We start from the raw sequence: 23,778 nt of genomic DNA on the forward strand, positions 1-23,778 counted from the left end.
GAATCACAGAGGCCTCTATGATTCGTCAAGTGGTGGAACCGATGACGCAGACGACCGCGCCACGACGCACCAACCGTCGCGGCCAGGCCACCCGCGACGCGATGCTCGACGCGGCGCTGCGCGCGCTGGCCACCGGCGACGTCGCCGCAGCGTCGGCCAATCGGATCGCCAAGGACGCCGGCGCCACCTGGGGCGCGGTGAAGTATCAGTTCGGCGACATCGACGGGCTGTGGGCCGCAGTGCTGCAGCGCACCGCGGAACGTCGCGGCCAGCTCGAGCCGGCGCACTTCGCCCGGGCGCTTACGTCGACGGCGGCACCCGAGGCGCCGCTGAGCGAGCGCGTCGCCGCGATCATCGACGTGCTGTTCGACGGGTTGTCCGCACCCGACTCACGCGCCATCGAGACGTTGCGCGCCGCCCTCCCCCGCGACGGCGCGGAACTCGAGCGGCTCTACCCACGCACCTCAGCCGAGCTGCAGTCGTGGGGCCGCAGCTGGATCGAGGCGTGCCAGACCGCGTTCGCCGACGTCGACGTCGACCCGGAACGGGTCCGCGAGGTCGCGTCGTTCATCCCGGGCGCCATGCGCGGCCTGGTCTCCGAACGGCAACTCGGTTCCTACTACGACCTCGACCTGGCCCGGCGGGGCCTGACCGGTGCGATCGTCACCTACCTGCAGCACTCTCGGGGCTAGTGGACTCGGGACTCGTCTCCTCCAGCGCGCGGATGAGGCTGGCCGCGTCGAACGGACCCTTGTGCCGCCTGCCGTTGACGAAGAACGTCGGCGTGGAGTTCAGGTCCATCAACTCGGCGTCCTGCGCGTCGTCGAGCACCCGGTGCAGCACCTTCGAACCGTGCAGGTCCTCGTCGAACTTCGAGATGTCGCAACCGACTCCGTCGGCGTAGCGGTAGATGTGCTCCCACTCCAGGTAGTCCTGGAACTCGAACATCCGGATGGCCATGTCGAAGAAGTGGCCCTGCATGGCCGCCGCCTCACTGGCCCGCGCGGCGTCCATCGATCGTGGATGGACCCGCTCCAGCGGAAGGTGCCGCCACACGTATCGCAGGCGGTCGCCGAAGTACTCGCGCACCTCGTCGATCGAACCGGTGGCGCGGCTGCAGAACGGGCACTCGAAGTCGCCGTACTCGACCAGCGTCAGCGGCGCGTTCGGGTTGCCGCGCAGGTGGTCCCGCGCGGGGTCGACGTCGCGGAGCAGCTTGGCGCCCACGGCAACCGGCGGGCTGAGCCGATCGGTGACCCGGAACGTCACCCAGCCGAGCGCGAACGCCAGCACCGAGGCGGCCAGCACGCCGACGCGGGCCTGATCCTGCTTCACCGGGTCGGTGATCGCGATGTCGACGATGAACAGCGAGATGGTGAACCCGATACCGGACAGCGCCGCACCACCTGCGATGCGGCGCAGCGTCAGCCCCGGCGCCAGCGCCCCGATGCCGGATGCGCGCACGGCCGCGGTCGCCGCGGTGATCCCGACGAACTTGCCGACCACCAGACCGGCGATCACGCCCCAGGTCAGCGGTGAGCGCATCGCCTCGGAGATCGTGTTCCCGTCCAAATGCACACCGGCATTGGCGAGCGCGAAGAGCGGCAGGACGAGGTAGGACACGTACGGCCCGAAGTCCGTCTGCAGCCGCTCGTTGATCGAGATGGAGTCGCGCAGGCTCCGCGTCGCGGCTCGGGCGTACTCCGAGTTCGGCGACTGCCGGAACGCCCGGATGACCTCGGCGGCTTCCTCGACCCGTCCGCGGTCGGGGGTGAAGACCGGGATCAGCAGAGCGACGGCCACGCCGGCGAGCGTCGGGTGCACGCCGCCTGCGAACAGCGACAGCCACAGGCCCACGGCCAGCACGAAGTACGCCGGACCGCGACCGCGGGGCAGCAGCCGGACCGCGGCGAGGGCACCGAGGAGCATGACGGCGGCCACCAGCGGCCACACCCGAATCTCGTCCGAGTAGAACAGCGCGATCACGATCAGTGCACCGACGTCGTCGACCACGGCCAGGGTGAGCAAGAAGGTCCGCAGTCGCGCAGGATATTTCGGCCCGATGATGGCCAGCGCGCCGACGAGGAACGCCGTGTCGGTCGAGATGACCACGCCCCACGCCCTGGCGTCGTCGCCGCTGGGGTTGAGCACCAGGAACACCACGGCGGGCAGGATCAGCCCGGCGATGGCCGCGAGCACCGGGACTGCGGCGCGCGACCGGTCGGTCAGCTCGCCGATCGTGAACTGGCTCTTGACCTCCAGGCCCACGATGAAGAAGAAGAACGTCATCAGGGCGTCGTTCACCAGGTGCTTGACCGTCAGTTCGGCGTGCATGCTGCCGAAGGTCAGCCCGACGTGGGTGTTCCAGAAGTCGGCGTAGGTGTGCGCCCACGGCGAGTTCGCCCAGACCACCGCGAGCAGGGTGAACACCAAGAGCAGTGCCGCCGCGGAGTTCTCGCCGCTGCGGGCTGCGGTGGGGTCGCGTCCGAACCGGCTGGGCCGGGCTGGAGCCTGCTCGGTCACGCTCGGGCGTGGTCGGCGAACACGTCCAGCAGATCGGGCCGGTCCACGGCGCTGGGGGTCAGCACGTCGGACGGCTTGGCGCCCTGCAGGATTCGCTTGATCGGTATCTCGAGCCGCTTGCCCGTCATGGTCCGCGGAATGCCGGGTACGACGATGACCTCGTCGGGCACGTGCCGGGGTGACGCGCCGGTCTTGATGGCGGTGACGATGTGAGCGCGCAGTTCGTCGTCGAACTCGACCCCGTCGGCGAGCGCGACGAACAGCGGCATCCAGTAGCCGCCGTCGTCGAGTTCACAACCCACGACCAGGCAGTCGCGCACCTGGGCGAGGCCTTCGACGGCGTTGTAGATCTCGGCGCTACCCATCCGGACGCCCATCCGGTTCAGCGTGGCATCCGAACGCCCATGCACCACAACGGACTTGCGGTCGGTGATCGTGATCCAGTCGCCGTGGCACCACGTTCCCGGATACTTGTCGAAGTAGGCCTTGCGGTACTTCTCGCCGTCGTCGTCGTTCCAGAAGAACACCGGCATGGACGGCATGGGCGCCGTGACCACCAGTTCACCGGCCTCCTCGGTGACCGACTTGCCGCCGTCGCCCCAGGCCTCGATGGCCGCGCCGAGGCAGAGCACGTTGAGTTCGCCTGCCCGGATCGGCACCAGCGGGCTCCCGCCGATGAACGCGGTGACGACGTCGGTGCCGCCACTGGCCGACACCACCGGGACCGGGCGCCCGATGCCCTCCTGGATCCAGCGGTAGCCCGACGCGGGCAACGGCGACCCGGTGGATCCCACCGCGCGCAGTGCCGCGAGGTCGTACGCCTGACCGGGCCGCAAGTCCTCCTTGGCGCACGCCAGCCAGTACCCCGCCCCCGCGCCGAGGACGGTCGTGCCGCTCTCGGCGGCCACATGCCACAGGTAGTCGGTGCGCTGAAAGGTCGGGCTGCCGTCGTAGAGCACGATCGTCGAGCCCACCAGCAGCCCGCCGACCAGCAGGTTCCACATCATCCAGCTGGTCGACGACTGCCAGAAGAAGCGGTCCTCCGGCGTCATGTCGAGGTGCAGGCCCAGGTACTTGAGGTGTTCGAGCACCACTCCGCCGTGCCCGTGCACGATGCCCTTCGGCGTGCCGGTGGTACCCGAGGAGAACAGCACCCACAGCGGATGGCCGAACGGCACCGCCGTGATCTCTAGTGGCGCGTCGGCCTCGAGGACCGCCGACCACGGGACGGCGTCTTGAGGCGGCGTCGTGCCCAGGCGCGGTACCACCACCGTCGCCCGGAGCGTCGGCAGCTGCGAGCGGATCGTCGCGAGTTCGGCGCTGCGATCGACGTGCTTGCCGTTGTAGACCGACCCGTCGCTGGCCACCAGCACGGTCGGTTCGAGCTGGGCCAGCCTGGCGACGACGCCTGCGGGTGAGACGTCCTGGTTGCACACCGCCCAGGTGGCACCCACGGCTGCCGCGCCGAGGAACGCGACAACGGCCTCGCCGACGTTCGGCAGGTAGCCGACCACGCGGTCCCCCGGCACCACGCCGACCCGGCGCAGGTAGTTCGCGAACGACGCCGTCTCGCTGCGCAGCCGGTCCCACGACCATTCGGTCGAACCGTCCTCGCCTGCCACGACCATGGCGGGCCGGTCGGCGGTCTCGTGCCGGAAGACCTCGGTGGCGTAGTTCATCGTGACGCCCGGAAACCATTGCGCCCCAGGCATGTCGGAGTCGACGAGCACGGATTCGGGACGCTGCGCCGAGCGGACGTCGTAGAAGTGCCACACCGCCTCCCAGAACCAGGCGACGTCGCGGACCGACGCCGCCCACAGGTCCTGGTAGTCGGTGAACTCGCCGCGACCGGTCTCCCCGAGCCACGCCATGAAGCGGGTCAGGTTGGCACGGGCGATCGTGTCCTCGTCGGGAGTCCAGCTTCCGGTCAGCTCGTCGGCGAGCGTCATCTACGCCTCTTCCTCCTGTGCGGGATCGGGAACGTCGGTGCCAGCGGGACCCTCGGGTTCGCGTTCGTCGCTGAGCGTATGCGCAGCCTCCATCAGCATCCAGCCGGACAGCTGCACCGACAGGTCGCGCTCGGGAATCTCCGAGGCGTTCACGGCGCCCTCGACGAACTCGGCGTCCTTGCCTGCCGCCGTCGGCACTTCCGCGTTGCGGTCCCAGAACGCGCCGAACAGTGGCAGCCCGTCGACGGTCTGTCGGTACTCCCACGCCGACCGGGCCGAGGCGAGCACGAGGTCGCGCGCGATCGTGCGGGTCTCGGCGTCGGCGGGCTCGTTCTCGGGCAGCGTCGTGGCGACCAGCGCCAAGTAGCGCGCCGTGACGCCGTGGAACAGGCCACCATCACCGCCGCCCGCGCCCTTGAGCACGCCGTCGGGTGCCATGTGGTCGCGCACCGCCCGGACCAGCCTGCCCACCCGCTGTCCGTGGTGCTCGTCGGCGGTGCGGGCGGCCAGCTCGGTCTCCAGCCCCAGCACGACGCCCTGGCAGTACGTGTACTGCGCGCGCACCAGCGAGCCACCCTTGATGCCGTCGAACACCAGGTGCGTGTCGGGGTCGATCAGCGTCTCGTCGATCCAGTCGGCCATCTGCTGGGCGCGGCGCAGCCGGTCGTCGTAGCGAGCCAGGAAGATGCCCGCCGGGCCGTTGGCCGGGGCGTTGAAGAACTGATCCTGCTTGCGCCACGGGATGCCGCCGCCGTCCTCGGGCACCCAGGAGTTCAGGAACTGGTCGGCGAGCGTCGCCAGCGCCTTCGGCCGCTCGACGCCGGTCAGCCTGCCTGCCCGCTCCAGAGCCAGTGCGAGCCAAGCCATGTCGTCGTAGTAGTCGTTCGTCCAGCGCAGGTTGTTGCGCAGCCGTTGGCCACGGATCTGGCGTTGGATGCGCTGGATCCGCTCGGGCTGCGGGTCGCGCACCTGGGCGTCGACCAGGCAGTCGAGCAGATGCGCCTGCCACCAGTAGTGCCAGGTGCCGAACCTCGAGTGCTTGCCTTCGGCGGGCCAGGCGACCACGCCCAGCTGGGTTCCCGGCAGCCCCCACAGCTTGCGCAGGTGGCGCTTGGTGATGGCGGCTTCGGCGCTGGCGGCGCGGTTGGCCCAGAGCTGATCCATACTCCGATCCTGCCCTACCAGGCCTGGCCGAGGTCGGCGTGTTGCGCGATCCAGGTGTGCATCGCGATGCCCGCGGCGACGGCCGCGTTCATGCTGCGGGTCGAGCCGAACTGGGCGATCGACACCGTCTTCGCCGCGCCCGTCCGCGTGTCGTCGGTGATGCCGGGCCCCTCCTGCCCGAAGACCATCAGGCACTCCCGCGGCAGCGCCGTGTGCTCCAACGGCACGGCACCGGGCACGTTGTCGACGGCGATCACCGTCAGCCCAGCTGCAGCGGCGAAGTCGAGCAGCGCGGCAGTGGTGTCGTGGTGCTCGAGACGCTGATAGCGATCGGTGACCATCGCCCCGCGCCGGTTCCACCGGCGGCGGCCGACGATGTGCACGGTGTGCACCGCGAACGCGTTGGCCGTGCGCACCACCGCGCCGATGTTCGCGTCGTTGCCGAAGTTCTCGATGGCGACGTGCAGCGGGTGTCGGCGCCGGTCGATGTCCGCGACGATCGCCTCGCGCGTCCAGTACCGGTATGCGTCGACGACGTTGCGGGTGTCGCCGTCGCGCAGCAGCTCCGGATCGAGCCGCGGGTCGTCGGGGACCTCGCCCACCCAGGGCCCGACGCCGGGTGCGCTGCCCCACTCGGTCGGGCCGGGCTCGTCAGTCACGTGGTTGGGTCCAGAGCGCGGCGTGAGTCCCGATCACCGACACCGTCGGGAAGAGCAGCGCGGCGTTGATCTCGCCCTGGGTGCACAGCGACGCGCGCACGGCGACGGCGTCGAGCGCGGCATCGGGCAACACCAGCACCGACGACCCGTACACGTCGCACGCGTGCGACAGCCCAGGTGGGGGCAGCGTCGGCGCCACGACGACCATGAGCGGCCCGCCGCGTGCGAGCGACTCGTCGCGGTATCGCGCTGCGAGACCGTCGATCTGGAGACCGAGCAGCATGTAGCCCTTGCCCTGGAACGCCACGGGGTCGCCGAGCGCGGTCGGCTCGAGCATGGCGCCGTCGGCGCGGAAGCCGTCGGCGCTCGACGACTGCAGGCGCAGGCCGGTGTCGTTCTCGTTGGTCGGCGTCAGACCCACTGGGAACGCGGCGGGGTAGGCGACGGTGCTGCCTGCGATGCGGTCCTGGGGTGAGTACGCGTAGACGCCGCGCACCTGGCTCTGGTCGCGCAGCGGGCCGAGGCAGACGGTCCCATTGATCTTGTCGGGCGTCGCGGTCGCGGGCCGGATGTCGAGGTTGGTGATGTCTGCGCAGCCGCCAACCGCGTTGGCCTCGATCGGGTGGGCCAGCGCCCCGTAGAGCCCGAACCGGATGGCCTCGGGCTTGGTCCGCGGCGCGGCGGGATCCGAGGGTGCAGCGTCGACGTCGACGAGTACGTGGTCGCCGTCGAAGCGCAGATTCGTCACCGACAGGTTCCAGCCCAGGATCGCCTGCGACTCACCGATCTCAGCGGTCGTCGCGCCATACGGCGCGGGTTGGTCGGCGTCGCCGGAGCAGGCCGACAGCATCAGGGCCAGCACGCAGGCCATCGACAGCGCGAGTGCCCTCACCGCTCAGGTCCGCCCACGGCCGCGGCCCACCACCTTGGTCAGGGAGCGCACCAGGCTGCGCGGGATCATCCGTCCGCCGGTGGTGAGCGCCTTGTACTGCAGACCGGGCACGATCACCACCTCGCCCTTCGCGACGCCTGCGAGGGTGTCGCGCACGACGTCGTCGACCTCGAGCCAGAGGAAGCTGGGGGTGCCGGCCATGTCGATGCCCGCACGTTCGTGGAACTCGGTGCGGACGAAGCCGGGGCACAGCGCGTGCACGCCCACGCCCGTACCGCCGAGGCCGTTGGCCAGACCCTCGGAGAACGAGATGACCCACGCCTTGGACGCCGAGTACGTCGAGCCGCGGCCGGGCAGCAGTCCGGCGACGCTGGCGACGTTGACCACGGTGCCACTGCCCTTGGCCAGCATCGGGGGCAGCGCGGCGTGCGTCAGGTGCATGACCGCCGTGACGTTGACGTCGAGCTGGGATTGCAGTGCGGTCAGGTCGGCGGTCCAGAATTCGCCGGACGTGCCGAAACCCGCGTTGTTGATCAGGACGTCGACGCCCGCGGCCAGCCGGTCGGCGACCTTGGCGCGGTCGTCGGCGATGGCGAGGTCGGCGGGTAGCACCTCGACGCCGGCACCTGCCTCGTCGCGCAGTTCGGCGGCGAGTCGGTCGAGCCGTTCGACGTCGCGGGCGACGAGGACCAGGTCATGACCGTCGGTGGCGTATCGGCGGGCGAAGCCGGCGCCCAGCCCAGCGGTGGGACCGGTGATCAGTGCGACGGGACGTGACATGCCCGACAGGCTACTCAGTGCTCGATCGGGTCGGATCAGCGCTCGGTCGGGTGATCCGGCCTAGCGCTGATAGTTCGCCGACTGCCTGCCGTTGCGGGCGGGCGGACGCTGCTGGGTGAAGCGGCCGACGTCGGCACGACCGGCGGGAGCATCGCCCCGGCCGGGCGGCAGTTCGGCGGGATGCGACGGGGCGAACGGTCGTCCGGGGGCGGCACCGCCGCGGCGGGCGGTCTGGGCCTGGCCGGCCACGGCGCCCTGGCCCGGCTGCGGAACCGGCGGGAGCACGCGGAGCAGGTCGTTGAACTGGCGGACGGTCAGCAGACCCTCGTCCCACTGTGCGCGCGTGCTGCCGAACGGCATGGCGACGAGCGTCCAGTTCTGCTCGTTCCACATGATCTCGGCGCAGTCGGGCGCGGCGTGGGCGAACGTGACCATGCGGCGGTCACACGCGCGGCGGGCAGCGTCGAGGTTGGTCGAGTAGACCATCCGGGGGCCGATCGCGCCGAGCAGCCACATGTCGCTCTCGCGGGGCTCCTTGATGTCCTTGAGCCGGACGTCGACGACGACGTTCGTGCCGACCTTGCGGTGCAGCGCGATGACGGTCGCCACTTCCTCGAGGTCGAAGATGAACACGGCCTCGCCGCGGATCTGCCCCAGCACCACGTTCTTGGCGGGAACGTCGCCGACGGTGGACATCACGCCGCGCTTCCAGCGCTTGACGATGTCGCCGGACTCCTCTTCGTAGTCGAAGCCGTGCGACTTGGCCCAGGACTTGCGCCGGCGGCCCAGCCCGCGTCGACGGTCGATGTCGACGTACAGCAACACGGCCGCACCCACGAAGCAGAGTGCGGACAGCGTGAACCAGAGAGGAACCATTGCCCCCAGCCTACTTGGTTGGGCCGCCGATGCCAGAACTCGAACAGGTCACAACCCCGTCACGGCCACTTTCCCGGTGGTGGGCCCGTGCGCACGGATACTGACACGGTGACCGACCTGTCTAAAAAGGCCTACCTCGTCGTCGGGGCGAGCGGCGCACTCGGCTCCCGGGTGGCCCGGTCGCTGGCGAACAGCGGCGCCGCGCTCACGCTGACCGGTCGCAGCGAGGACGCGTTGACCGGGCTGGGCATCGACGGAGCGCACGTGTTGGCGGCGGATCTGCGGTCGCCGGAGGTGCCGCAGTCGCTGGTCACCGCGGCCGTCGATCGACACGGGCGCCTCGACGGCGTGGTGATCGCGGCAGGCGTCGTGGCCTTCGGCGCGGTGACCGACATCGACGACGACACCGTCGACGACCTGGTGCTCGTCGACTTCCTGGCACCCGTGCGGATCATCCGGGCGGCGCTGCCCGTGCTGGAGCGGGGTGGGGTCATCCTCAACGTCAGCGCGGTCGTGGCGGAGAAGCCCATGCCGAACATGGCCGTCTACTCCGCGGTGAAGGCGGCGGCTGCCGCGCTGCTCACTGCCGTGCGCAGCGAGGCGCGGCGGCGCAAGGTCCGCGTCGTCGACGTCCGCCCGCCGCACACCGAGACGGGCCTGGCCGACCGGGCGATCGCCGGTGACCCGCCGAAGCTGCCTCAGGGGCTCGACCCCGACGCCGTCGCGGCGCGCATCGTCGAGGCGCTGCTCGGCGACGAGACCGACGTGCCCAGCTCGGCGTTCTAGCGCACGGACGCGAAACTGCGGCCAGATCGCGATCCACTCGGGAATCGCGATCTGACCGCAGTCTCGGCGTACTGGCTCAGCCCAGAATGAGGTGTTCACCGTCCGGGCTCAGGTTGACCGGCACCAGGTCGCCGTCGTGGACGTCGCCGGCCAGCAGCATCCTGGCCAACTGGTCGCCGATGGCCTGCTGCACCAGGCGGCGCAGCGGGCGGGCGCCGTAGAGCGGGTCGAAACCACGCTCGCCGAGCCACTTCTTGGCGGGTAGCGACACCTGCAGGGTCAACCGGCGCTGCGCCAGCCGCTTCTGCAGCTGATCGAGCTGGATGTCGACGATCCGGACCAGTTCCTCGGGGTTGAGCCCGTCGAAGATCAGCACGTCGTCGAGGCGGTTGATGAACTCCGGCTTGAACGCGCCACGCACGGCGGCCATCACCTGCTCCTCGGTGCCGCCCGACCCCAGATTGGAGGTCAGGATGAGGATGGTGTTGCGGAAGTCGACCGTGCGGCCCTGACCGTCGGTCAACCGGCCCTCGTCGAGCACCTGGAGCAGCACGTCGAACACGTCCGGGTGGGCCTTCTCGACCTCGTCGAACAGGACCACCGAGTACGGCCGCCTGCGCACCAGCTCGGTCAGCTGACCGCCCTGGTCGTAGCCGACGTAGCCCGGAGGCGCACCGACCAGCCGTGCGACGGAGTGCTTCTCGCCGTACTCGCTCATGTCGATGCGGACCATCGCGCGCTCGTCGTCGAACAGGAAGTCCGCGAGCGCCTTGGCCAGCTCGGTCTTGCCGACACCGGTCGGGCCGAGGAACAGGAACGAGCCCGTCGGACGGTTCGGGTCGGCGACGCCGGCCCGGCTCCGCCGCACCGCGTCGGAGACTGCGGCGACGGCCTTGCGCTGACCGATGACGCGCTTGCCCAGCTCGTCCTCCATGCGCAGCAGCTTGGCGCTCTCGCCTTCGAGCAGCCGCCCGGCCGGGATGCCGGTCCACGCCTCCACCACCTCGGCGATGTCGTCGGGGCCGACCTCCTCCTTGAGCATGACGTTCTGCTGTGCCTGGGCCTGCGGCAGTGCGGCGTCGAGCTTCTTCTCGACTTCTGGGATCCGGCCGTACCGCAGCTCGGCGGCCTTGGCCAGGTCGCCGTCGCGTTCGGCGCGCTCGGACTCACCGCGCAGCTGGTCGAGCTGCTCCTTGAGGTCGCGGACGACGTCGATGGCGCTCTTCTCGTTCTGCCACCTGGTGGTCAGCTCGGAGAGTTGCTCCTTCTTGTCGGCGAGTTCGGCGCGCAGCTTCTCCAGCCGTTCCTTCGACGCGGCGTCCTCCTCCTTGGCCAGAGCCATCTCCTCGATCTCCAGCCGGCGGACCAGCCGCTCGACCTCGTCGATCTCGACGGGGCGGGAGTCGATCTCCATGCGCAGCCGGGAACCGGCCTCGTCGACGAGGTCGATGGCCTTGTCCGGCAGGAAGCGGGAGGTGATGTAGCGGTCCGACAGGGTGGCGGCGGCGACCAGGGCGGAGTCGGTGATCCGGACGCCGTGGTGCACCTCGTAGCGGTCCTTGAGGCCGCGCAGGATGCCGACGGTGTCCTCCACCGACGGTTCGCCGACCAGCACCTGCTGGAAGCGGCGCTCCAGGGCGGCGTCCTTCTCGATGTACTTGCGGTACTCCTCGAGCGTGGTGGCGCCGACCATGCGCAGTTCACCGCGCGCCAGCATGGGCTTGATCATGTTGCCCGCGTCCATCGCGCCCTCGCCGGTGGCACCGGCGCCCACGATGGTGTGCAGCTCGTCGATGAACGTGATGACCTGGCCTGCCGAGTTCTTGATGTCGTCGAGGACGGCCTTGAGCCGTTCCTCGAACTCACCGCGGTACTTGGCGCCGGCCACCATCGAGCCCATGTCGAGCGAGACGACGGTCTTGTCGCGCAGACTCTCCGGCACGTCGCCGGCGATGATGCGCTGGGCGAGGCCCTCGACGATCGCCGTCTTGCCGACGCCGGGCTCGCCGATCAGCACCGGGTTGTTCTTGGTGCGGCGGCTCAGTACCTGGACGACGCGACGAATCTCGTTGTCGCGTCCGATGACTGGGTCCAGCTTGCCCTCGCGGGCACGTGCGGTCAGGTCGGTGGAGTACTTCTCCAGCGCCTGGTAGGTCCCCTCGGGATCGGGGCTGGTGACGCGCGCGCTGCCGCGCACCTTGGTGAACGCCTCGCGCAGCGCCTGGGGCGACGCGCCGTGGCCGGTGAGGACCTTGGCGACGTCGCTGTCACCCGTGGCGAGACCGACCAGCAGGTGCTCGGTCGATACGTACTCGTCGTCCATCTCGGTGGCGAGGTGCTGCGCGGCGGTCACCGCGGCGAGCGACTCGCGGGACAGCTGTGGCGTCGAGTTGGCGCCGCTTGCGCTGGGCAGCCGGTCGATCAGGCGCTGTACCTCGGCACGGACCGTCGCGGGTTCGACTCCGACCGCCTCGAGCAGGGGCCCGGCGATGCCGTCGTTCTGCGTCAGCAACGCCATCAACAAATGGGCGGGACGGATCTCCGGGTTGCCTGCGGCGGTCGCCGCCTGCAACGCCGAGGTCAGCGCCGCCTGGGTCTTCGTGGTCGGGTTGAACGAGTCCACGACACCTCCATTCCTAAGCTTGGAAAAATGCTTGTCGCCTTACACAACGCAGTCAAGGTTGAGTGTGTTCCGCTCAAGTCTAGATTTCTTCGGTAGCGAGCGCACCCAGGGACCGGATCAGCGATAGTCCCAGTACTGCAGCCGCGTGATCGTCGCGAAGATCGCCAGCGTGATGACGTAGCCGGCGCCGACGATCGCCACTCCGCGCAGCGTGACGCCGAGGCCTGCGCCGTCGACCGGGTCCAGCCACCGGCGCATCCTCCGCACGGCGAACGGCATCAACACCCACTGCAGCAGCGAGATGCTCAGCACCTGGCTCAACCAGATGGTCAGCCACGGCCCCGCGCCCATGCCCTCGAGGATCGGCCCGACGAAGCGCGACAGCAACATCACCGTCGGGTACAGCACCAGCAGAACCAGCATCGCGGACTTCCAGCCCGGCGTGAGTTTGGTGCGGCCGTCCTCCACGCGCACGGTCGTGCCGAACGGCGTGGTCTGGGTGAAGGTCGAGAAGTCCTCGTCGAGCGTCGACCGCAGCGGTGACAGTGCATCCTGGCGCTCGGTGGACTTCAGCCACGCAGCGAGCAGCCGTTCGGTGCGGAACCGGATCAGCGACGTCCACTCCCCCGATCCGCCGGGCGGGAGGACGACCGTGCCCTCGTACCCGGCGAATTGCGTACTGGCCGCGGTGAGATCGCGTTGCGCACCGATGAATTCGTCGACCCGACCCGCCGTGACGGTGTGCCGGAACACCGCAACGCCCGGTGGGGTGGGCTCGCCGTCGACCAGCACGAGGTCGGTCGCGGCCCGGTGGAATCCACGCGCTGACCCAACACGGAGCACCCCGGCCCTGGCCGGGCCGTCGAGCCACCCGTTCAGCAGCGACTCGTCGCGGAAGGTCACCGCGATGGCGAGATCCAGTCGCTCGTCGGCGTATACCGACGTCGTCGACTCGACGAACCCGTCCGCGGATTGGGCGCTGGACGCGAACTCGGCCAGCCAAGAGCCGAGGCCCACCGGATCGACGGGGCGGGCCAGCACGGTGACGGCGGTTGCGCTCACGCTGTCGGGCGCCGACGGTGGATCTGGCTCATGCACGCACCCCTTCGCCAGGTCGATCACCGACCTGGGAGCAACCTACTTGCTACCTTGACCGCGATGCTCACCGAATTGATTCCGCTGGCACTGGTGGTCGCGTTGTCGCCCTTGTCGATCATCCCGGCGGTGCTGGTGCTGCACACCCCACGGCCTCGTCCCACGGGCGCGGGGTTCCTGGTCGGGTGGGTGCTGGGCCTGGCGGTGCTGACGGTGGTGTTCGTCGAGGTGTCGGGGCTACTCGGCGGACTCGACGAGAAGCCGAGATGGGCGTCCTGGCTGCGGATCGTCGTCGGTGCCGCGCTGATCGCGTTCGGCATCTACCGCTGGACGGTCCGCAAGCGCTCCGACCACGCCCCGGCGTGGATGAGCAGACTCTCGACGCTGACGCCGCCCAAGGCGATGGCGACCGCGGTGGTGCTCACGGTCGTCAACCCGAAGGTGCTGTTCATATGTGCCGCAGCGGGTTTGGCGATCGGCACGCAGGGCCTCGGCCGGCACGACGCCTACGTCGGCGTCGCCTACTTCGTGGCAGTGGCGGCCTCGACCGTGGCACTGCCGATCCTCGCCTACGTCGTGTCCGGCGATCGCCTCCGCGGCCCGCTGTCCCGACTCAAGGACTGGATGGAACGTCAGCACGCGCTACTGGTGGCGATCATCCTGGTGGTGATCGGTGTCATGGTGCTGTACAAGGGCATTCACGGCCTCTAACTCGTCGAGGCTCGGCAAGCCCAGTTCGTCGGCGTCGGCGACGAGGTAGCGCGTGACCGTCGGCGACAGCAGCCTCGCGAGGTCGTCGGCGGGCAGGGTCGCCAGCGGCGGCACCTTCATCACGTAGCGCATGAGCGCCGTGCCGACCAGGCTCGTAGCCGCGAGCATCGCGCGCAACCGGGCCTGCTCGTCGCCTCCGATCACACCGGACACCGCGGTCAGCACGTAGTTGCGCATGAAGGTGCGGAACGCCTCGTTGGCATCGGAGTTCGACGTGGCCGACTGCAGCATCGTCGCCATCGTGGACGCCGTCTCGGGCGCCTCCCAGATCGTGAAGTACTGCTTGACGAGGCGTTCGCCGATCGTGCCCTCGGCACCTGCCATCGCCGACGCCAGCAGCGTCGGGTCGATGTTCAGGCGCAGCGACTCCTTGAACAGGTCGGCCTTGGATCCGAACAGGTAGAGCACCATCGACGGGTCGACGCGGGCGTCCTTGGCGATGGCCCGCAGCGTCGTCTTCTCGTAACCGTCGTGGGCGAACCGCTCCTTCGCCGCGGCCAGCACCGCGTCTCGGGAGACGGGTTCTCCCTGACGTCTTCCACGCTTCGTCTTCGCTGGTGAGGCCATGCCGCGACACTAACATTTCGATGGGTGTTGAAAATGTCGTCGGGCCGGCTTACGCTCACGGCATCAATTTCAACAACCGATGAAAAGAGTCGCCATGAACGTGGAAGCCCCGCCCCGGCACACCCAGCACGGGCAGCAGTCGCACGAACCCCCGGCGGCGGCACGTGCCGCGGGCATCGTCGTCGCCTTGACACTTGCCATCGCGATCCTGGCCGTCGCATTCGCCCTACCCGCAGTCGAATCCGCGCCGCGCGACGTGCCGATCGGCGTCGCCGGGCCTGCGGCGGTCACGACGCAGATCAGCGATCAGGTCGGCCAGGCCGCACCCGGTGCGTTCGCCGTCACGGTGTACTCCAGCGAAGAGGCTCTGCGGCAGGCGATCCTCGATCGCCAGGCCTACGGCGGCATCGCCGTGGGACCGCAGGGGCCGACCCTGCTGACGGCCACCGGCGCCAGCCCGGCCATCGCCACCGTGCTCGGACAGCTCGGCACCGGCATGGCCCAGAAGACCGGGATGCCGCTGCGCACCGAGGATCTCGCGCCGCTGACCGCCGACGATCCGCGCGGTGCGGGGTTGGCCGCCTCCGCGCTACCGATCACGCTGGCGGGCATCGTCCCCGCGATCGTCCTGCTGCTGGTCCTGACCCGCGAGGCGTGGACCAGGTTCGCAGCGGCCGTCGTGTTCGCGCCCGTGGCCGGTGTGAGCATCGCCGCGCTGCTGAGGTTCGTGTTCGGCTCGATCGACCAGAACTTCTGGGGTGTCGCGGGAGCGCTCTCACTGGGCATCGCTGCGGCGCTGCTGCTCGTGCTCGGACTGGGCTCGCTGTTCGGCAGGATCGGGCTGGGCATCGGCGCGGCGCTGGCCGTCCTGGTCGGCAATCCGCTCTCGGGGCTGGCGAGCGCCCCGGAGATGCTGCCCAGTGGCTGGGGAGCGTTCGGCCAGCTGCTCCCCCAGGGCGCGACCGCGACGCTGCTCCGGTCGACGGCCTACTTCTCCGGAGCAGGAGCGACGACCGCGATCGTGGTGCTGACCTGCTGGGTGGCACTGGGCGCGACGCTGGTCATCGTCGGGGCGCTGCGGCAGACCAGGGCTCCCGCGCCACTCACTTAGACTCGAACGACGTGGGACTAGACGACCGTGGCGCGCTGACGACATTGCGTGCCGCGGTCGACCCGTCGGCAGGCCCGGACGGCGTGATCCGCGACTTCTACACCAGGTGGTTCGCCACCGATGCGTCCGCGCGCGACCTGTTCCCACCCGACATGAACCAGCAGCGCGCGGTCTTCTCCCGCGCGCTGCACTGGGTGCTCGGGGAGATCGTCGACCAGCGCGCGCAGGAACCGGTGGCGTTCCTCGCCCAACTCGGCCGCGACCACCGCAAGTACGGCGTCACCGCGGCGCACTACGACACGATGCAGCGTGCCCTGCTCGGTGCGCTGCGCGGTCACTTCGCCGACCGCTGGGACGGCGCCGTCGCCTCGACCGCCGTCGACGTCGTCGAACTGGTCATCGGCGTCATGCGCGGCGCGGCCGACGCCGAGAGCGGATCGCCGTACGAGGACGGCACCGTCGTCGACCACATCCGCGCGACGCGTGACGTCTCGATCATCCGGCTCCAGCTCGACCGGCCGCTGTTCTATCACCCGGGCCAGTACGTGACGGTGCAGGTGCCGCAGTGGCCGCGGCGCTGGCGCTTCCTGTCGCCGTCGATCCCCTCCGACGGCGACGGCGCCATCGAGTTCCACGTCCGGTCGGTCGCGGGCGGCATGGTCAGCACCGCGATCGTCGGCGAGACGCGCGTCGGGGACCGCTGGCGGCTGTCGAGTCCACACGGCGGGCTGCACGTCGACCGCAACGCCGGCGACGTCCTGATGGTGGCGGGCAGCAGCGGACTGGCCCCGCTGCGGTCGATCATCATGGACCTGCAGCGCTTCGCCGAGAACCCGCGCGTCCATCTGTTCTTCGGCGGCCGCTACCCGTGCGACCTCTACGACCTGAACACCCTGTGGCAGGTCGCCGCGTACAACCCGTGGCTCTCGGTGACCCCGGTGTCGGAGTTCACGACCAACCCGCCGTGGGCGGCCGACTACCCGCTGGTCGACCCGCCGCGCGGCCTGCACGTCCGCCAGACCGGACTGCTGCCCGAGGTCGTCACCCGGTACGGCAGCTGGAGCGACAGACAGATCCTCGTCAGTGGCGGCCCCGAGATGATCGCGGCCACCAAGGCGGCACTCGTCGCCAAGGGCGCGCGACCCGACCAGATCCAGCACGATCCACCCGCGCCCTGAGCGTGTGAGAATCGGACGATGCCAGAGTTCGAGTCGGTCACACTCGTAGACCCGTCGTCGTCACTGACCGCCACGTTCGTGCCTGAGGCCGGGATGGTGGGCACGTCGCTGAGCGAGGACGGCGCCGAATTCCTGGGCCAGCGCCGCGGACTCGACGCCTACGTGAGCGACGCCAAGACGATGGGCATCCCCATCCTCTACCCGTGGGCGAACCGGTTGAGCGGCAACGGATACGAGGCCAGCGGCGCGCAGGTCACGTTGACCCCCGGTTCGGGTGGCGTCCGCACCGAGGAGAACGGCTGGCCGATGCACGGCGTGCTGGCGGCCTACCCCGGTTGGCTGGTGGCCGCGCGCACCGAGAACTCGGTGACCGCCGTCCTCGACTACGGTGGCGCGCCGCGACTGCTCGCGGCGTTCCCGTTCCCGCACGTGCTGACCCAGCGGGTCACGCTGGCCGACCGGACACTGACCGTCGAGACCACCGTCCGCGCGACCACCGCCGCCGCGGTGCCGCTGTGCTTCGGCTACCACCCCTACCTGACCATCCCCGGCGTGCCACGCGACGAGTGGCGACTCACCACGCCGGCCATGCGTCACCTGCCGGTCGACGACCGCGGCATCCCCACCGGGGAGCACGAGCCGTGGGACGGCGGCACCCGCACGTTGCAGGGCGTCGAGTACGACGACGGCTTCGACCAGGTACCCGAGGGGTCGGTCTTCGTCCTCGAGGGCGGCGACCGTCGCATCGGGGTCGCCTACGAAAATGGTTATCCCGCAGCGCAACTCTTCGCACCGCCCGGCCAGGACCTGATCGGCATCGAGCCGATGGCCGCGCCCACCGACGCGCTGCGCCGCGGCGGATACCGAAGCGCGGCCCCCGGCAAGCCGGAGACCGCGCGGTTCTCGATCACGGTGCGCTAGCGGCGGGGGCCCTTGCGGGGCTGCCACAGCACCAGCGCCGTGCTCTTGGCCGCGGCCTCACGGTGCTGCGCCATGCGCAGGCGATCGAGTTCGTCGGCCATCTCCGCCAGCCGCGACTGCAGCGCCTCGACCTGATTGGTCAGCTCGATGATGCGCTTGATCCCGGCGAGGTTCACGCCTTCGTCCTGCGACAGTCGCTGCACCTCACGGAGCAGGTCGACGTCGTGCTGCGAATACCGCCGCCCCCCACCGGAACTGCGCTGCGGGCTGACCAAGCCGAGCCGGTCGTAGGTGCGCAGGGTCTGCGCATGCATGCCGGCCAGCTCGGCGGCCACCGAGATCAGAAACGTGCGAGCGTCGTCCTTCTTGCTCATCAGACGTTCCCCGACCATCCCGCCCTGGGATCGAACCCACTGGCGCGCTCAGCCTTTGCGTACGCCTCCAACGCCTCGGCCGCCTCGCCCTCGAGGTTGGGCGGCACGGCGACTTTGACGGTGACCAGGAGGTCGCCGTGGCCGCCGTTGCGCTTCGGCACGCCGCGCCCACGCACGCGCAGGATGCGGCCATCCGACGTACCCTTCGGCACCCGGACCCCGACCTTGCCCTCCAGCGTCGGCACGGAAAGCGTTGTTCCCAGAGCCAATTCGTGAAAGCTGACGGGCACGCTGACGGTCAGGTCGTCGCCGTCGCGGCCGAACACCTTGTCCGGCCGGACGTGCACCGTGACGTACAGGTCGCCCGACGGCGCGCCACGCAGGCCCGCCTCGCCCTGGCCGGCCAGCCTAATGCGCTGACCGTCCTCGACGCCCGGTGGGATTCGGACGTTGATCGTGCGGGTGCGGGTGATCTTGCCCTCGCCGTGGCACTCGTCGCACGGCTCGTCGATGATCGACCCGGTACCGCGGCACTCGGTGCACGGTTCGGAGAACCCGAACGCGCCCTGGTTGCGGCTGATCACGCCCGCGCCGTTGCAGTTCGCGCACACCCGCGGGCTCGTGCCCGGACGTGCGCCGCTGCCATGGCAATTGGTGCACGGCGCGGGGCTGGTGAGCCGCAGCGGCATCGCCACGCCCTTGGTCGCCTCGAGGAACGACAGTTCCGTCTCGGTCTCCAGGTCGTTGCCCCGGCGGGGCCGGCTGGGCCGCGGCTGCTGTGCGCCCCGGCCGAACAACCCACCGAACAGATCGCCGATGTTGGCGCCGCCGGTCTGGCCTGCCGCGCCGAACAGGTCGCCGAGGTTCACCTCACCGTCGGCGCCGTATCCGCTGAAGCCGCCGCCGAACCCACCGTCACCCGGCGCGTACCGCCGACCGAAGCCGCCGCCCGCGAAGAGTCGACGGGTCTCGTCGTACTCCTTGCGCTTGGCCGGGTCGACGAGCACGTCACGCGCCTCGCCGACCTCCTTGTACTTCTCGTCGGCGGCCGCGTCGCCCGGTTTGCGATCGGGATGGTTCTCGGCGAGCAGCTTCTTGGCTACCCGCTTGATCTCCTCGGTGCTGGCATCGGAGGAGACGCCGAGCACTTTGTAGAAGTCCTTCTCAACCCACTCGCGCTGGGCCATCGTGCGTCACCTCCTCACCGTTAGTCATGTCGTTCGTGCTCTATTCGCTTGATTCTGAACCGTCTTGGGCGGCTGCGTCGGCTTTCACCGCAGTGTCGGCCTCGCCGACCCCGTCGACCACTCCGACCATCGCGTTGCGGAGCACCTGGTCGCCGAGCTTGTAGCCCTGACGCATCACCGTGCCCAGCACCGGATTCGAGCCGTCGCCCTCGTGCTGAACTGCTTCGTGCAGCGACGGGTCGAAGGGGTCGCCCTCGACGCCGAACGCCACCAGTCCCATGCTCTCGAGCGTCGCAGCGAGCTTGTCGCTCACCGACTTCAGCGGGCTGGTCTCGAGGTCACCGTGCTTGCGGGCACGGTCGAGATCGTCGAGCACCGGCAGCAGCGCCACGATGGCAGTCGCCTTGCCGCGTTCTGCCGCGACCTGCTTCTCCCGGTCCGAGCGCTTGCGGTAGTTGTCGTACTCCGCCTTGACCCGCTGCAGCATCGCCTTCAGTTCGGCGGCCTCATCGGTCTCGGTAGGGGCCGGGGTGCCCGCCCCCGGCTCCGACCCACTGGGGGCCGGGCCGGAGGCCGGGTCGCGTACTTCGCCGGTGTCGGGATCGATTCGCCGCTTGTCGGTGATGGTCACCGGCTCGTCCTGCGGATCGCGCCCTTCATCAGAGGAGCTGCGGGTCACTTGTTCTCCCGGTTGTCATCCTCGTCGACGACCTCGGCGTCGACGACGTTGTCGTCGGCCTGGCTGGAGCCGGCACCGTCACCGCTGCCCTGCTCGGCCTGGGTGGCCTCGTAGATCGCCTGGCCGAGGGCCTGGCTCTCGACGCCCAGCTTCTCCATCGCGGACTTGATCGCCGCGATGTCGGAGCCGGCGAGTGCCGACTTGGCCTCGGCGACAGCCGAATCCACCTTGCTCAGCGTCTCCTCGGGGACCTTGCTGCCACCTTCGGCTTCGCGCTGCTCCTTGACGAACTTCTCCGTCTGGTAGACCAGCGACTCGGCCTGGTTGCGGACGTCGGCCTCTTCGCGACGCTTGCGGTCCTCCTCGGCGTGCGCCTCGGCGTCCTTGATCATCCGATCGATGTCCTCCTGAGAGAGGCCGGAGCCCTCCTGGATCTTGATCGTGTTCTCCTTGCCGGTGCCCTTGTCCTTGGCCGTGACGTGCACGATGCCGTTGACGTCGATGTCGAACGTGACCTCGATCTGCGGGACGCCGCGCGGCGCCGGCGGGATGCCGGTCAGCTCGAAGCTGCCGAGCAGCTTGTTGGCCGACGCGATCTCGCGCTCACCCTGGAAGACCTGGATCTGCACCGACGGCTGATTGTCGTCGGCCGTGGTGAAGGTCTCCGACCGCTTGGTCGGGATCGTGGTGTTGCGCTCGATCAGCTTGGTCATGACGCCGCCCTTGGTCTCGATGCCGAGGCTCAGGGGAGTCACGTCGAGCAGCAGCACGTCCTTGACCTCACCGGCCAGCACGCCCGCCTGAAGTGCGGCGCCGACGGCGACGACCTCGTCGGGGTTGACGCCCTTGTTGGGCTCCTTGCCGCCGGTCAGTTCCTTCACCAGCTCGGTGACCGCGGGCATGCGGGTGGAACCACCCACGAGGACCACGTGGTCGATCTGGCTGACGGAGATGCCTGCGTCGGCGATGACCGACTGGAACGGCTTGCGGGTGCGGTCCAGCAGATCCTGGGTGATGCGCTGGAACTCGGCGCGCGTGAGCTGCTCGTCGAGGAACAGCGGGTTCTTGTCCGCGTCGACGGTGATGTAGGGCAGGTTGATCGACGTGCTCTGACCCGAGCTCAGTTCGATCTTGGCCTTCTCGGCGGCTTCGCGGAGCCGCTGCATGGCCATCTTGTCCTTGGTCAGGTCGATGCCGCTGGTGGCCTTGAACTTCTCGACCAGCCAGTCGACGATGCGCTGATCCCAGTCGTCGCCACCGAGGTGGTTGTCACCGGAGGTCGCGCGGACCTCGACGACGCCGCCGCCGATGTCGAGCAGCGAGACGTCGAACGTGCCGCCACCGAGGTCGAAGACCAGGATGGTCTGGTCCTTGTCGCCCTTGTCCAGGCCGTACGCCAGAGCGGCGGCCGTGGGCTCGTTGACGATGCGCTGGACCTCGAGGCCGGCGATCTGGCCGGCTTCCTTGGTCGCCTGACGCTGGGCGTCGTTGAAGTAGGCGGGAACCGTGATGACCGCGTCGGTGATGTCCTCACCGAGGTAGGCCTCCGCGTCACGCTTGAGCTTCATGAGCACGCGCGCGCTGATCTCCTGCGGCGTGTACTTCTTGCCGTCGATCTCCACGGACCAGTCAGTGCCGATCTCGCGCTTCACCGAACGGATGGTCCGGTCGACGTTGGTCACCGCCTGGTTCTTGGCGGGCTGTCCGACGAGCACCTCGCCGTTGCGCGCGAACGCGACGACAGACGGGGTGGTGCGTGAACCCTCCGAGTTCGCGACGACGACGGGGTCGCCGCCTTCGAGAACCGAGACGACGGAGTTGGTGGTCCCGAGGTCGATGCCGACCGCACGAGCCATGGTTGTGCCTCCTAGATATTCCGATCAAGGAACGTATGTGGGTCTGAGTGGACCACACTCAAGCCTTCCCGGTTCGACGGTGTCTTGTCAACCGAGAGTTGAGCCTGGATCACTCAAGTTGGTGTCGAATGGCTCAACGGGGGCCGTTCCGGATTTGTTCCCGGCGCCGTCTTCCGTTCTCGCGAGATCTACCGCAGCGCTGCTCTGGGGCCCGCGACCACGACGCTGGTGTAGATCTCGCGACTACCCCAGCCCGGTCAACCGGGTCAGCGCCGCCACGCAGAGGTCCCACGCCTCCGTGCCGACCGTGATCGGGTCGAAGTGGTCGCCGTCGAAGGTACGGATCTCGGCGCGATCCCCCGCGGCGACGGCCGCGGCCACGAAGTCACGCGACTGCTCGATCGGCACCCGGCCGTCGCGCGTCCCGTGCACCGCCACGGTCCGCACGCCCAGTGGTACCAGGGCCATCGGCGAGGCCTGGGCGTACGCCTGCGGGACCTGCCGTGGCGTGCCGCCGAGGAACGCGTCGACCGCGCCGTCGCCCAGGCCCAGTTCCGACCCGCGCGCCAGGTCGAGCACGCCGGCCTGCAGCACCGCACCGGTCAGCGCGACGGCGGCGCCACGACGTGCCGCCAGCCAGCCGACGAGCTGGCCACCGGCCGAATGCCCCAGTCCGACAACGTGATCGAGGTCCAGTCGATCGGGTCGCTCGCGCAGCGCGTCCACCGCGGCAGCCACGTCCTCGCCCGTCTGCGGCCACCCGCCGCCGTCGCCAACCCGGCGATACTCGACGTTCAGCGCGGCGAAACCTCGCGCGGCCAGGTCCGTGGCGAGCGGGCGGCCCAGCTCGGCGCCGTACCGCGCGGTCCAGTACCCGCCGTGCACCACGACCACCACCGGAGCGGGCGTCGATCCGGTGGGCAGGGTCAGCTCTGCGTACTGGCTGGGGTGATCGCCGTAGGAGTAGCGCACGGCGCCATCCTGCCCGCGCGGCTCGGCCCGTTCCGGCCCGCACCCGGCGACCACGGCGGCGCATCCGCCCGCCGCCGCGAGGAACGACCGCCGAGTGAACTCCACCCGGCCATCGAAGCACCACGACACGGCTTCATAACGACGCGAGTCACGGCGTTAACTCCCGTCACAGCCTGGGTACCGTTGCGAGCGAGGCCTAGGGAGACATCGTGCACGTGACACAACGGGTGACGACGGCGCTGGCGTGCACGGCGATCGTCCTCGGCGCCGCACTCGCCGGCTGCAGCGACCTCGTCGAGGGCAACCCCAGCAACGGCGCGCAGAACCCCACCGAACCCGCCTTCCCGACAACCAGGCCGACGCGGTCCACGCCCAGCGCGCCGGTGCTGCCACCCCTGCCGCCGCCACCTCCGCCCGCCGCTCCTCCCACGGCGGCCGAGGCGCTCCCCGCGTCCAACGGCTACGTCTTCATCCAGACGAAGTCGGGCAAGACGCGCTGCCAGATCAGCATCGACGAGGTCGGTTGCGAGGCGCCGTTCACCAACCCTCCGCAGGTCGGCGGTTCGCCGGCCAACGGCGTCCGGCTCACCGCCGACGGTGACGAGACGTGGATCGTCGGCAACCTCGGCGACATCCCGGCCGTCACGCTCGACTACCGCCCCTACACCGCGGTCGGCTGGACCATCGACGCCAGCGAGGCGGGCACGAAGTTCGTCAACGAGGCCACCGGGCGCGGCATGTTCGTCGCGATCGAGAACGTCGACGTCTTCTGAACGTAATGCCTGCGGCGGTTTAGGCGACCCCGGCCAACGGGA

At 69.7% G+C, this 23,778-nt stretch carries 22 protein-coding genes; 7 read left to right on the forward strand and 15 right to left on the reverse strand.

From position 1 onward, the window contains the following. The first annotated feature begins 41 nt into the window (after positions 1-41). Complete coding sequence (locus G6N61_RS15990) at positions 42-692, forward strand: TetR/AcrR family transcriptional regulator (RefSeq protein ID WP_163919395.1); 651 nt, start codon at positions 42-44, stop codon at positions 690-692. Here the strand turns inward: G6N61_RS15990 and nhaA are convergent. Genes nhaA through ttfA form a run of 7 tightly spaced genes read right to left on the reverse strand, consistent with a single transcriptional unit; the run spans position 664 to position 8,843 of the window. Then, complete coding sequence (gene nhaA, locus G6N61_RS15995; protein WP_163919396.1) at positions 664-2,523, reverse strand: Na+/H+ antiporter NhaA; 1,860 nt, start codon at positions 2,521-2,523, stop codon at positions 664-666. The genes G6N61_RS15990 and nhaA overlap by 29 nt on opposite strands. Further along, positions 2,520-4,472, reverse strand: coding sequence for an acetoacetate--CoA ligase (locus G6N61_RS16000; RefSeq protein WP_163919397.1), 1,953 nt, complete (start codon positions 4,470-4,472; stop codon positions 2,520-2,522). Before G6N61_RS16000 ends, nhaA begins: the two co-directional genes overlap by 4 nt. Continuing rightward, entirely contained in the window at positions 4,473-5,636 is a 1,164-nt protein-coding gene (locus G6N61_RS16005) for a glycoside hydrolase family 76 protein (RefSeq protein WP_163919398.1), read from the reverse strand. Positions 5,637-5,650: 14 nt separating this feature from the next. After that, entirely contained in the window at positions 5,651-6,295 is a 645-nt protein-coding gene (locus G6N61_RS16010; protein ID WP_163919399.1) for a TrmH family RNA methyltransferase, read from the reverse strand. Next, positions 6,288-7,187: a hypothetical protein gene (locus tag G6N61_RS16015; RefSeq protein WP_179973637.1), complete on the reverse strand. Its 900-nt coding sequence runs from the start codon at positions 7,185-7,187 to the stop codon at positions 6,288-6,290. The genes G6N61_RS16010 and G6N61_RS16015 overlap by 8 nt, the downstream gene beginning before the upstream one ends. 3 nt (positions 7,188-7,190) lie before the next feature. Next, positions 7,191-7,967 carry an SDR family NAD(P)-dependent oxidoreductase gene (locus tag G6N61_RS16020; RefSeq protein WP_163919400.1) on the reverse strand — a complete coding sequence of 259 codons (777 nt, stop codon included), beginning with the start codon at positions 7,965-7,967 and terminating at the stop codon, positions 7,191-7,193. Positions 7,968-8,027: 60 nt separating this feature from the next. Further along, positions 8,028-8,843: a trehalose monomycolate transport factor TtfA gene (gene ttfA, locus G6N61_RS16025; protein WP_163919401.1), complete on the reverse strand. Its 816-nt coding sequence runs from the start codon at positions 8,841-8,843 to the stop codon at positions 8,028-8,030. Between the two features lie 108 nt (positions 8,844-8,951). On the opposite strand from ttfA, the gene G6N61_RS16030 reads away from it, so the two are divergent. After that, on the forward strand, positions 8,952-9,629 hold the full coding sequence (locus G6N61_RS16030; protein ID WP_163919402.1) for an SDR family NAD(P)-dependent oxidoreductase: 678 nt from the start codon (positions 8,952-8,954) through the stop codon (positions 9,627-9,629). 76 nt (positions 9,630-9,705) lie between these two features. Here G6N61_RS16030 and clpB read toward each other — a convergent pair whose 3' ends face one another. Together clpB and G6N61_RS16040 are read right to left on the reverse strand one after the other, a co-directional pair. Next, on the reverse strand, positions 9,706-12,252 hold the full coding sequence (gene clpB, locus G6N61_RS16035; RefSeq protein ID WP_163919403.1) for an ATP-dependent chaperone ClpB: 2,547 nt from the start codon (positions 12,250-12,252) through the stop codon (positions 9,706-9,708). A gap of 117 nt (positions 12,253-12,369) precedes the next feature. After that, entirely contained in the window at positions 12,370-13,314 is a 945-nt protein-coding gene (locus G6N61_RS16040; protein ID WP_235887563.1) for an antibiotic biosynthesis monooxygenase, read from the reverse strand. 96 nt (positions 13,315-13,410) lie between these two features. Here G6N61_RS16040 and G6N61_RS16045 point away from each other — a divergent pair, with 96 nt between their 5' ends. Next, positions 13,411-14,058, forward strand: coding sequence for a GAP family protein (locus tag G6N61_RS16045; RefSeq protein WP_163919404.1), 648 nt, complete (start codon positions 13,411-13,413; stop codon positions 14,056-14,058). Here G6N61_RS16045 and G6N61_RS16050 read toward each other — a convergent pair. Next, on the reverse strand, positions 13,990-14,685 hold the full coding sequence (locus G6N61_RS16050) for a TetR/AcrR family transcriptional regulator (protein WP_163919405.1): 696 nt from the start codon (positions 14,683-14,685) through the stop codon (positions 13,990-13,992). The two genes, G6N61_RS16045 and G6N61_RS16050, sit on opposite strands and share 69 nt — an antisense overlap. 94 nt (positions 14,686-14,779) lie before the next feature. Here G6N61_RS16050 and G6N61_RS16055 point away from each other — a divergent pair, with 94 nt between their 5' ends. Genes G6N61_RS16055 through G6N61_RS16065 form a run of 3 tightly spaced genes read left to right on the forward strand, consistent with a single transcriptional unit; the run spans position 14,780 to position 17,895 of the window. Then, the gene (locus G6N61_RS16055) at positions 14,780-15,796 is read left to right on the forward strand and encodes an ABC transporter permease (RefSeq protein WP_163919406.1); all 1,017 of its coding nucleotides are present in this window, start codon (positions 14,780-14,782) and stop codon (positions 15,794-15,796) included. Between the two features lie 11 nt (positions 15,797-15,807). Continuing rightward, positions 15,808-16,974: an FAD-binding oxidoreductase gene (locus G6N61_RS16060; RefSeq protein ID WP_163919407.1), complete on the forward strand. Its 1,167-nt coding sequence runs from the start codon at positions 15,808-15,810 to the stop codon at positions 16,972-16,974. An 18-nt stretch (positions 16,975-16,992) separates the two neighbouring features. Then, positions 16,993-17,895, forward strand: coding sequence for an aldose 1-epimerase (locus G6N61_RS16065; RefSeq protein ID WP_163919408.1), 903 nt, complete (start codon positions 16,993-16,995; stop codon positions 17,893-17,895). Here G6N61_RS16065 and G6N61_RS16070 read toward each other — a convergent pair. The 5 genes from G6N61_RS16070 to G6N61_RS16090 form a co-directional block, all read right to left on the reverse strand. After that, complete coding sequence (locus G6N61_RS16070) at positions 17,892-18,269, reverse strand: heat shock protein transcriptional repressor HspR (protein ID WP_163919409.1); 378 nt, start codon at positions 18,267-18,269, stop codon at positions 17,892-17,894. The two genes, G6N61_RS16065 and G6N61_RS16070, sit on opposite strands and share 4 nt — an antisense overlap. Next, positions 18,269-19,456, reverse strand: coding sequence for a molecular chaperone DnaJ (dnaJ, locus tag G6N61_RS16075; protein ID WP_163919410.1), 1,188 nt, complete (start codon positions 19,454-19,456; stop codon positions 18,269-18,271). Before dnaJ ends, G6N61_RS16070 begins: the two co-directional genes overlap by 1 nt. 40 nt (positions 19,457-19,496) lie before the next feature. Further along, positions 19,497-20,135 carry a nucleotide exchange factor GrpE gene (grpE, locus tag G6N61_RS16080; protein ID WP_163919411.1) on the reverse strand — a complete coding sequence of 213 codons (639 nt, stop codon included), beginning with the start codon at positions 20,133-20,135 and terminating at the stop codon, positions 19,497-19,499. Further along, positions 20,132-21,991 (reverse strand): molecular chaperone DnaK, encoded by a 1,860-nt coding sequence (dnaK, locus tag G6N61_RS16085; RefSeq protein WP_163919412.1) that lies wholly within the window; start codon positions 21,989-21,991, stop codon positions 20,132-20,134. The genes grpE and dnaK overlap by 4 nt, the downstream gene beginning before the upstream one ends. Positions 21,992-22,234: 243 nt before the next feature. Continuing rightward, positions 22,235-23,068 (reverse strand): alpha/beta hydrolase family protein, encoded by an 834-nt coding sequence (locus G6N61_RS16090; protein WP_163919413.1) that lies wholly within the window; start codon positions 23,066-23,068, stop codon positions 22,235-22,237. Positions 23,069-23,172: 104 nt separating this feature from the next. Here G6N61_RS16090 and G6N61_RS16095 point away from each other — a divergent pair, with 104 nt between their 5' ends. Beyond that, positions 23,173-23,736 (forward strand): hypothetical protein, encoded by a 564-nt coding sequence (locus tag G6N61_RS16095; RefSeq protein WP_235887564.1) that lies wholly within the window; start codon positions 23,173-23,175, stop codon positions 23,734-23,736. Positions 23,737-23,778 lie beyond the last annotated feature (42 nt).

The sequence above is a fragment of the Mycolicibacterium arabiense genome, assembly GCF_010731815.2.
In the GTDB taxonomy this organism is placed as follows: domain Bacteria; phylum Actinomycetota; class Actinomycetes; order Mycobacteriales; family Mycobacteriaceae; genus Mycobacterium; species Mycobacterium arabiense.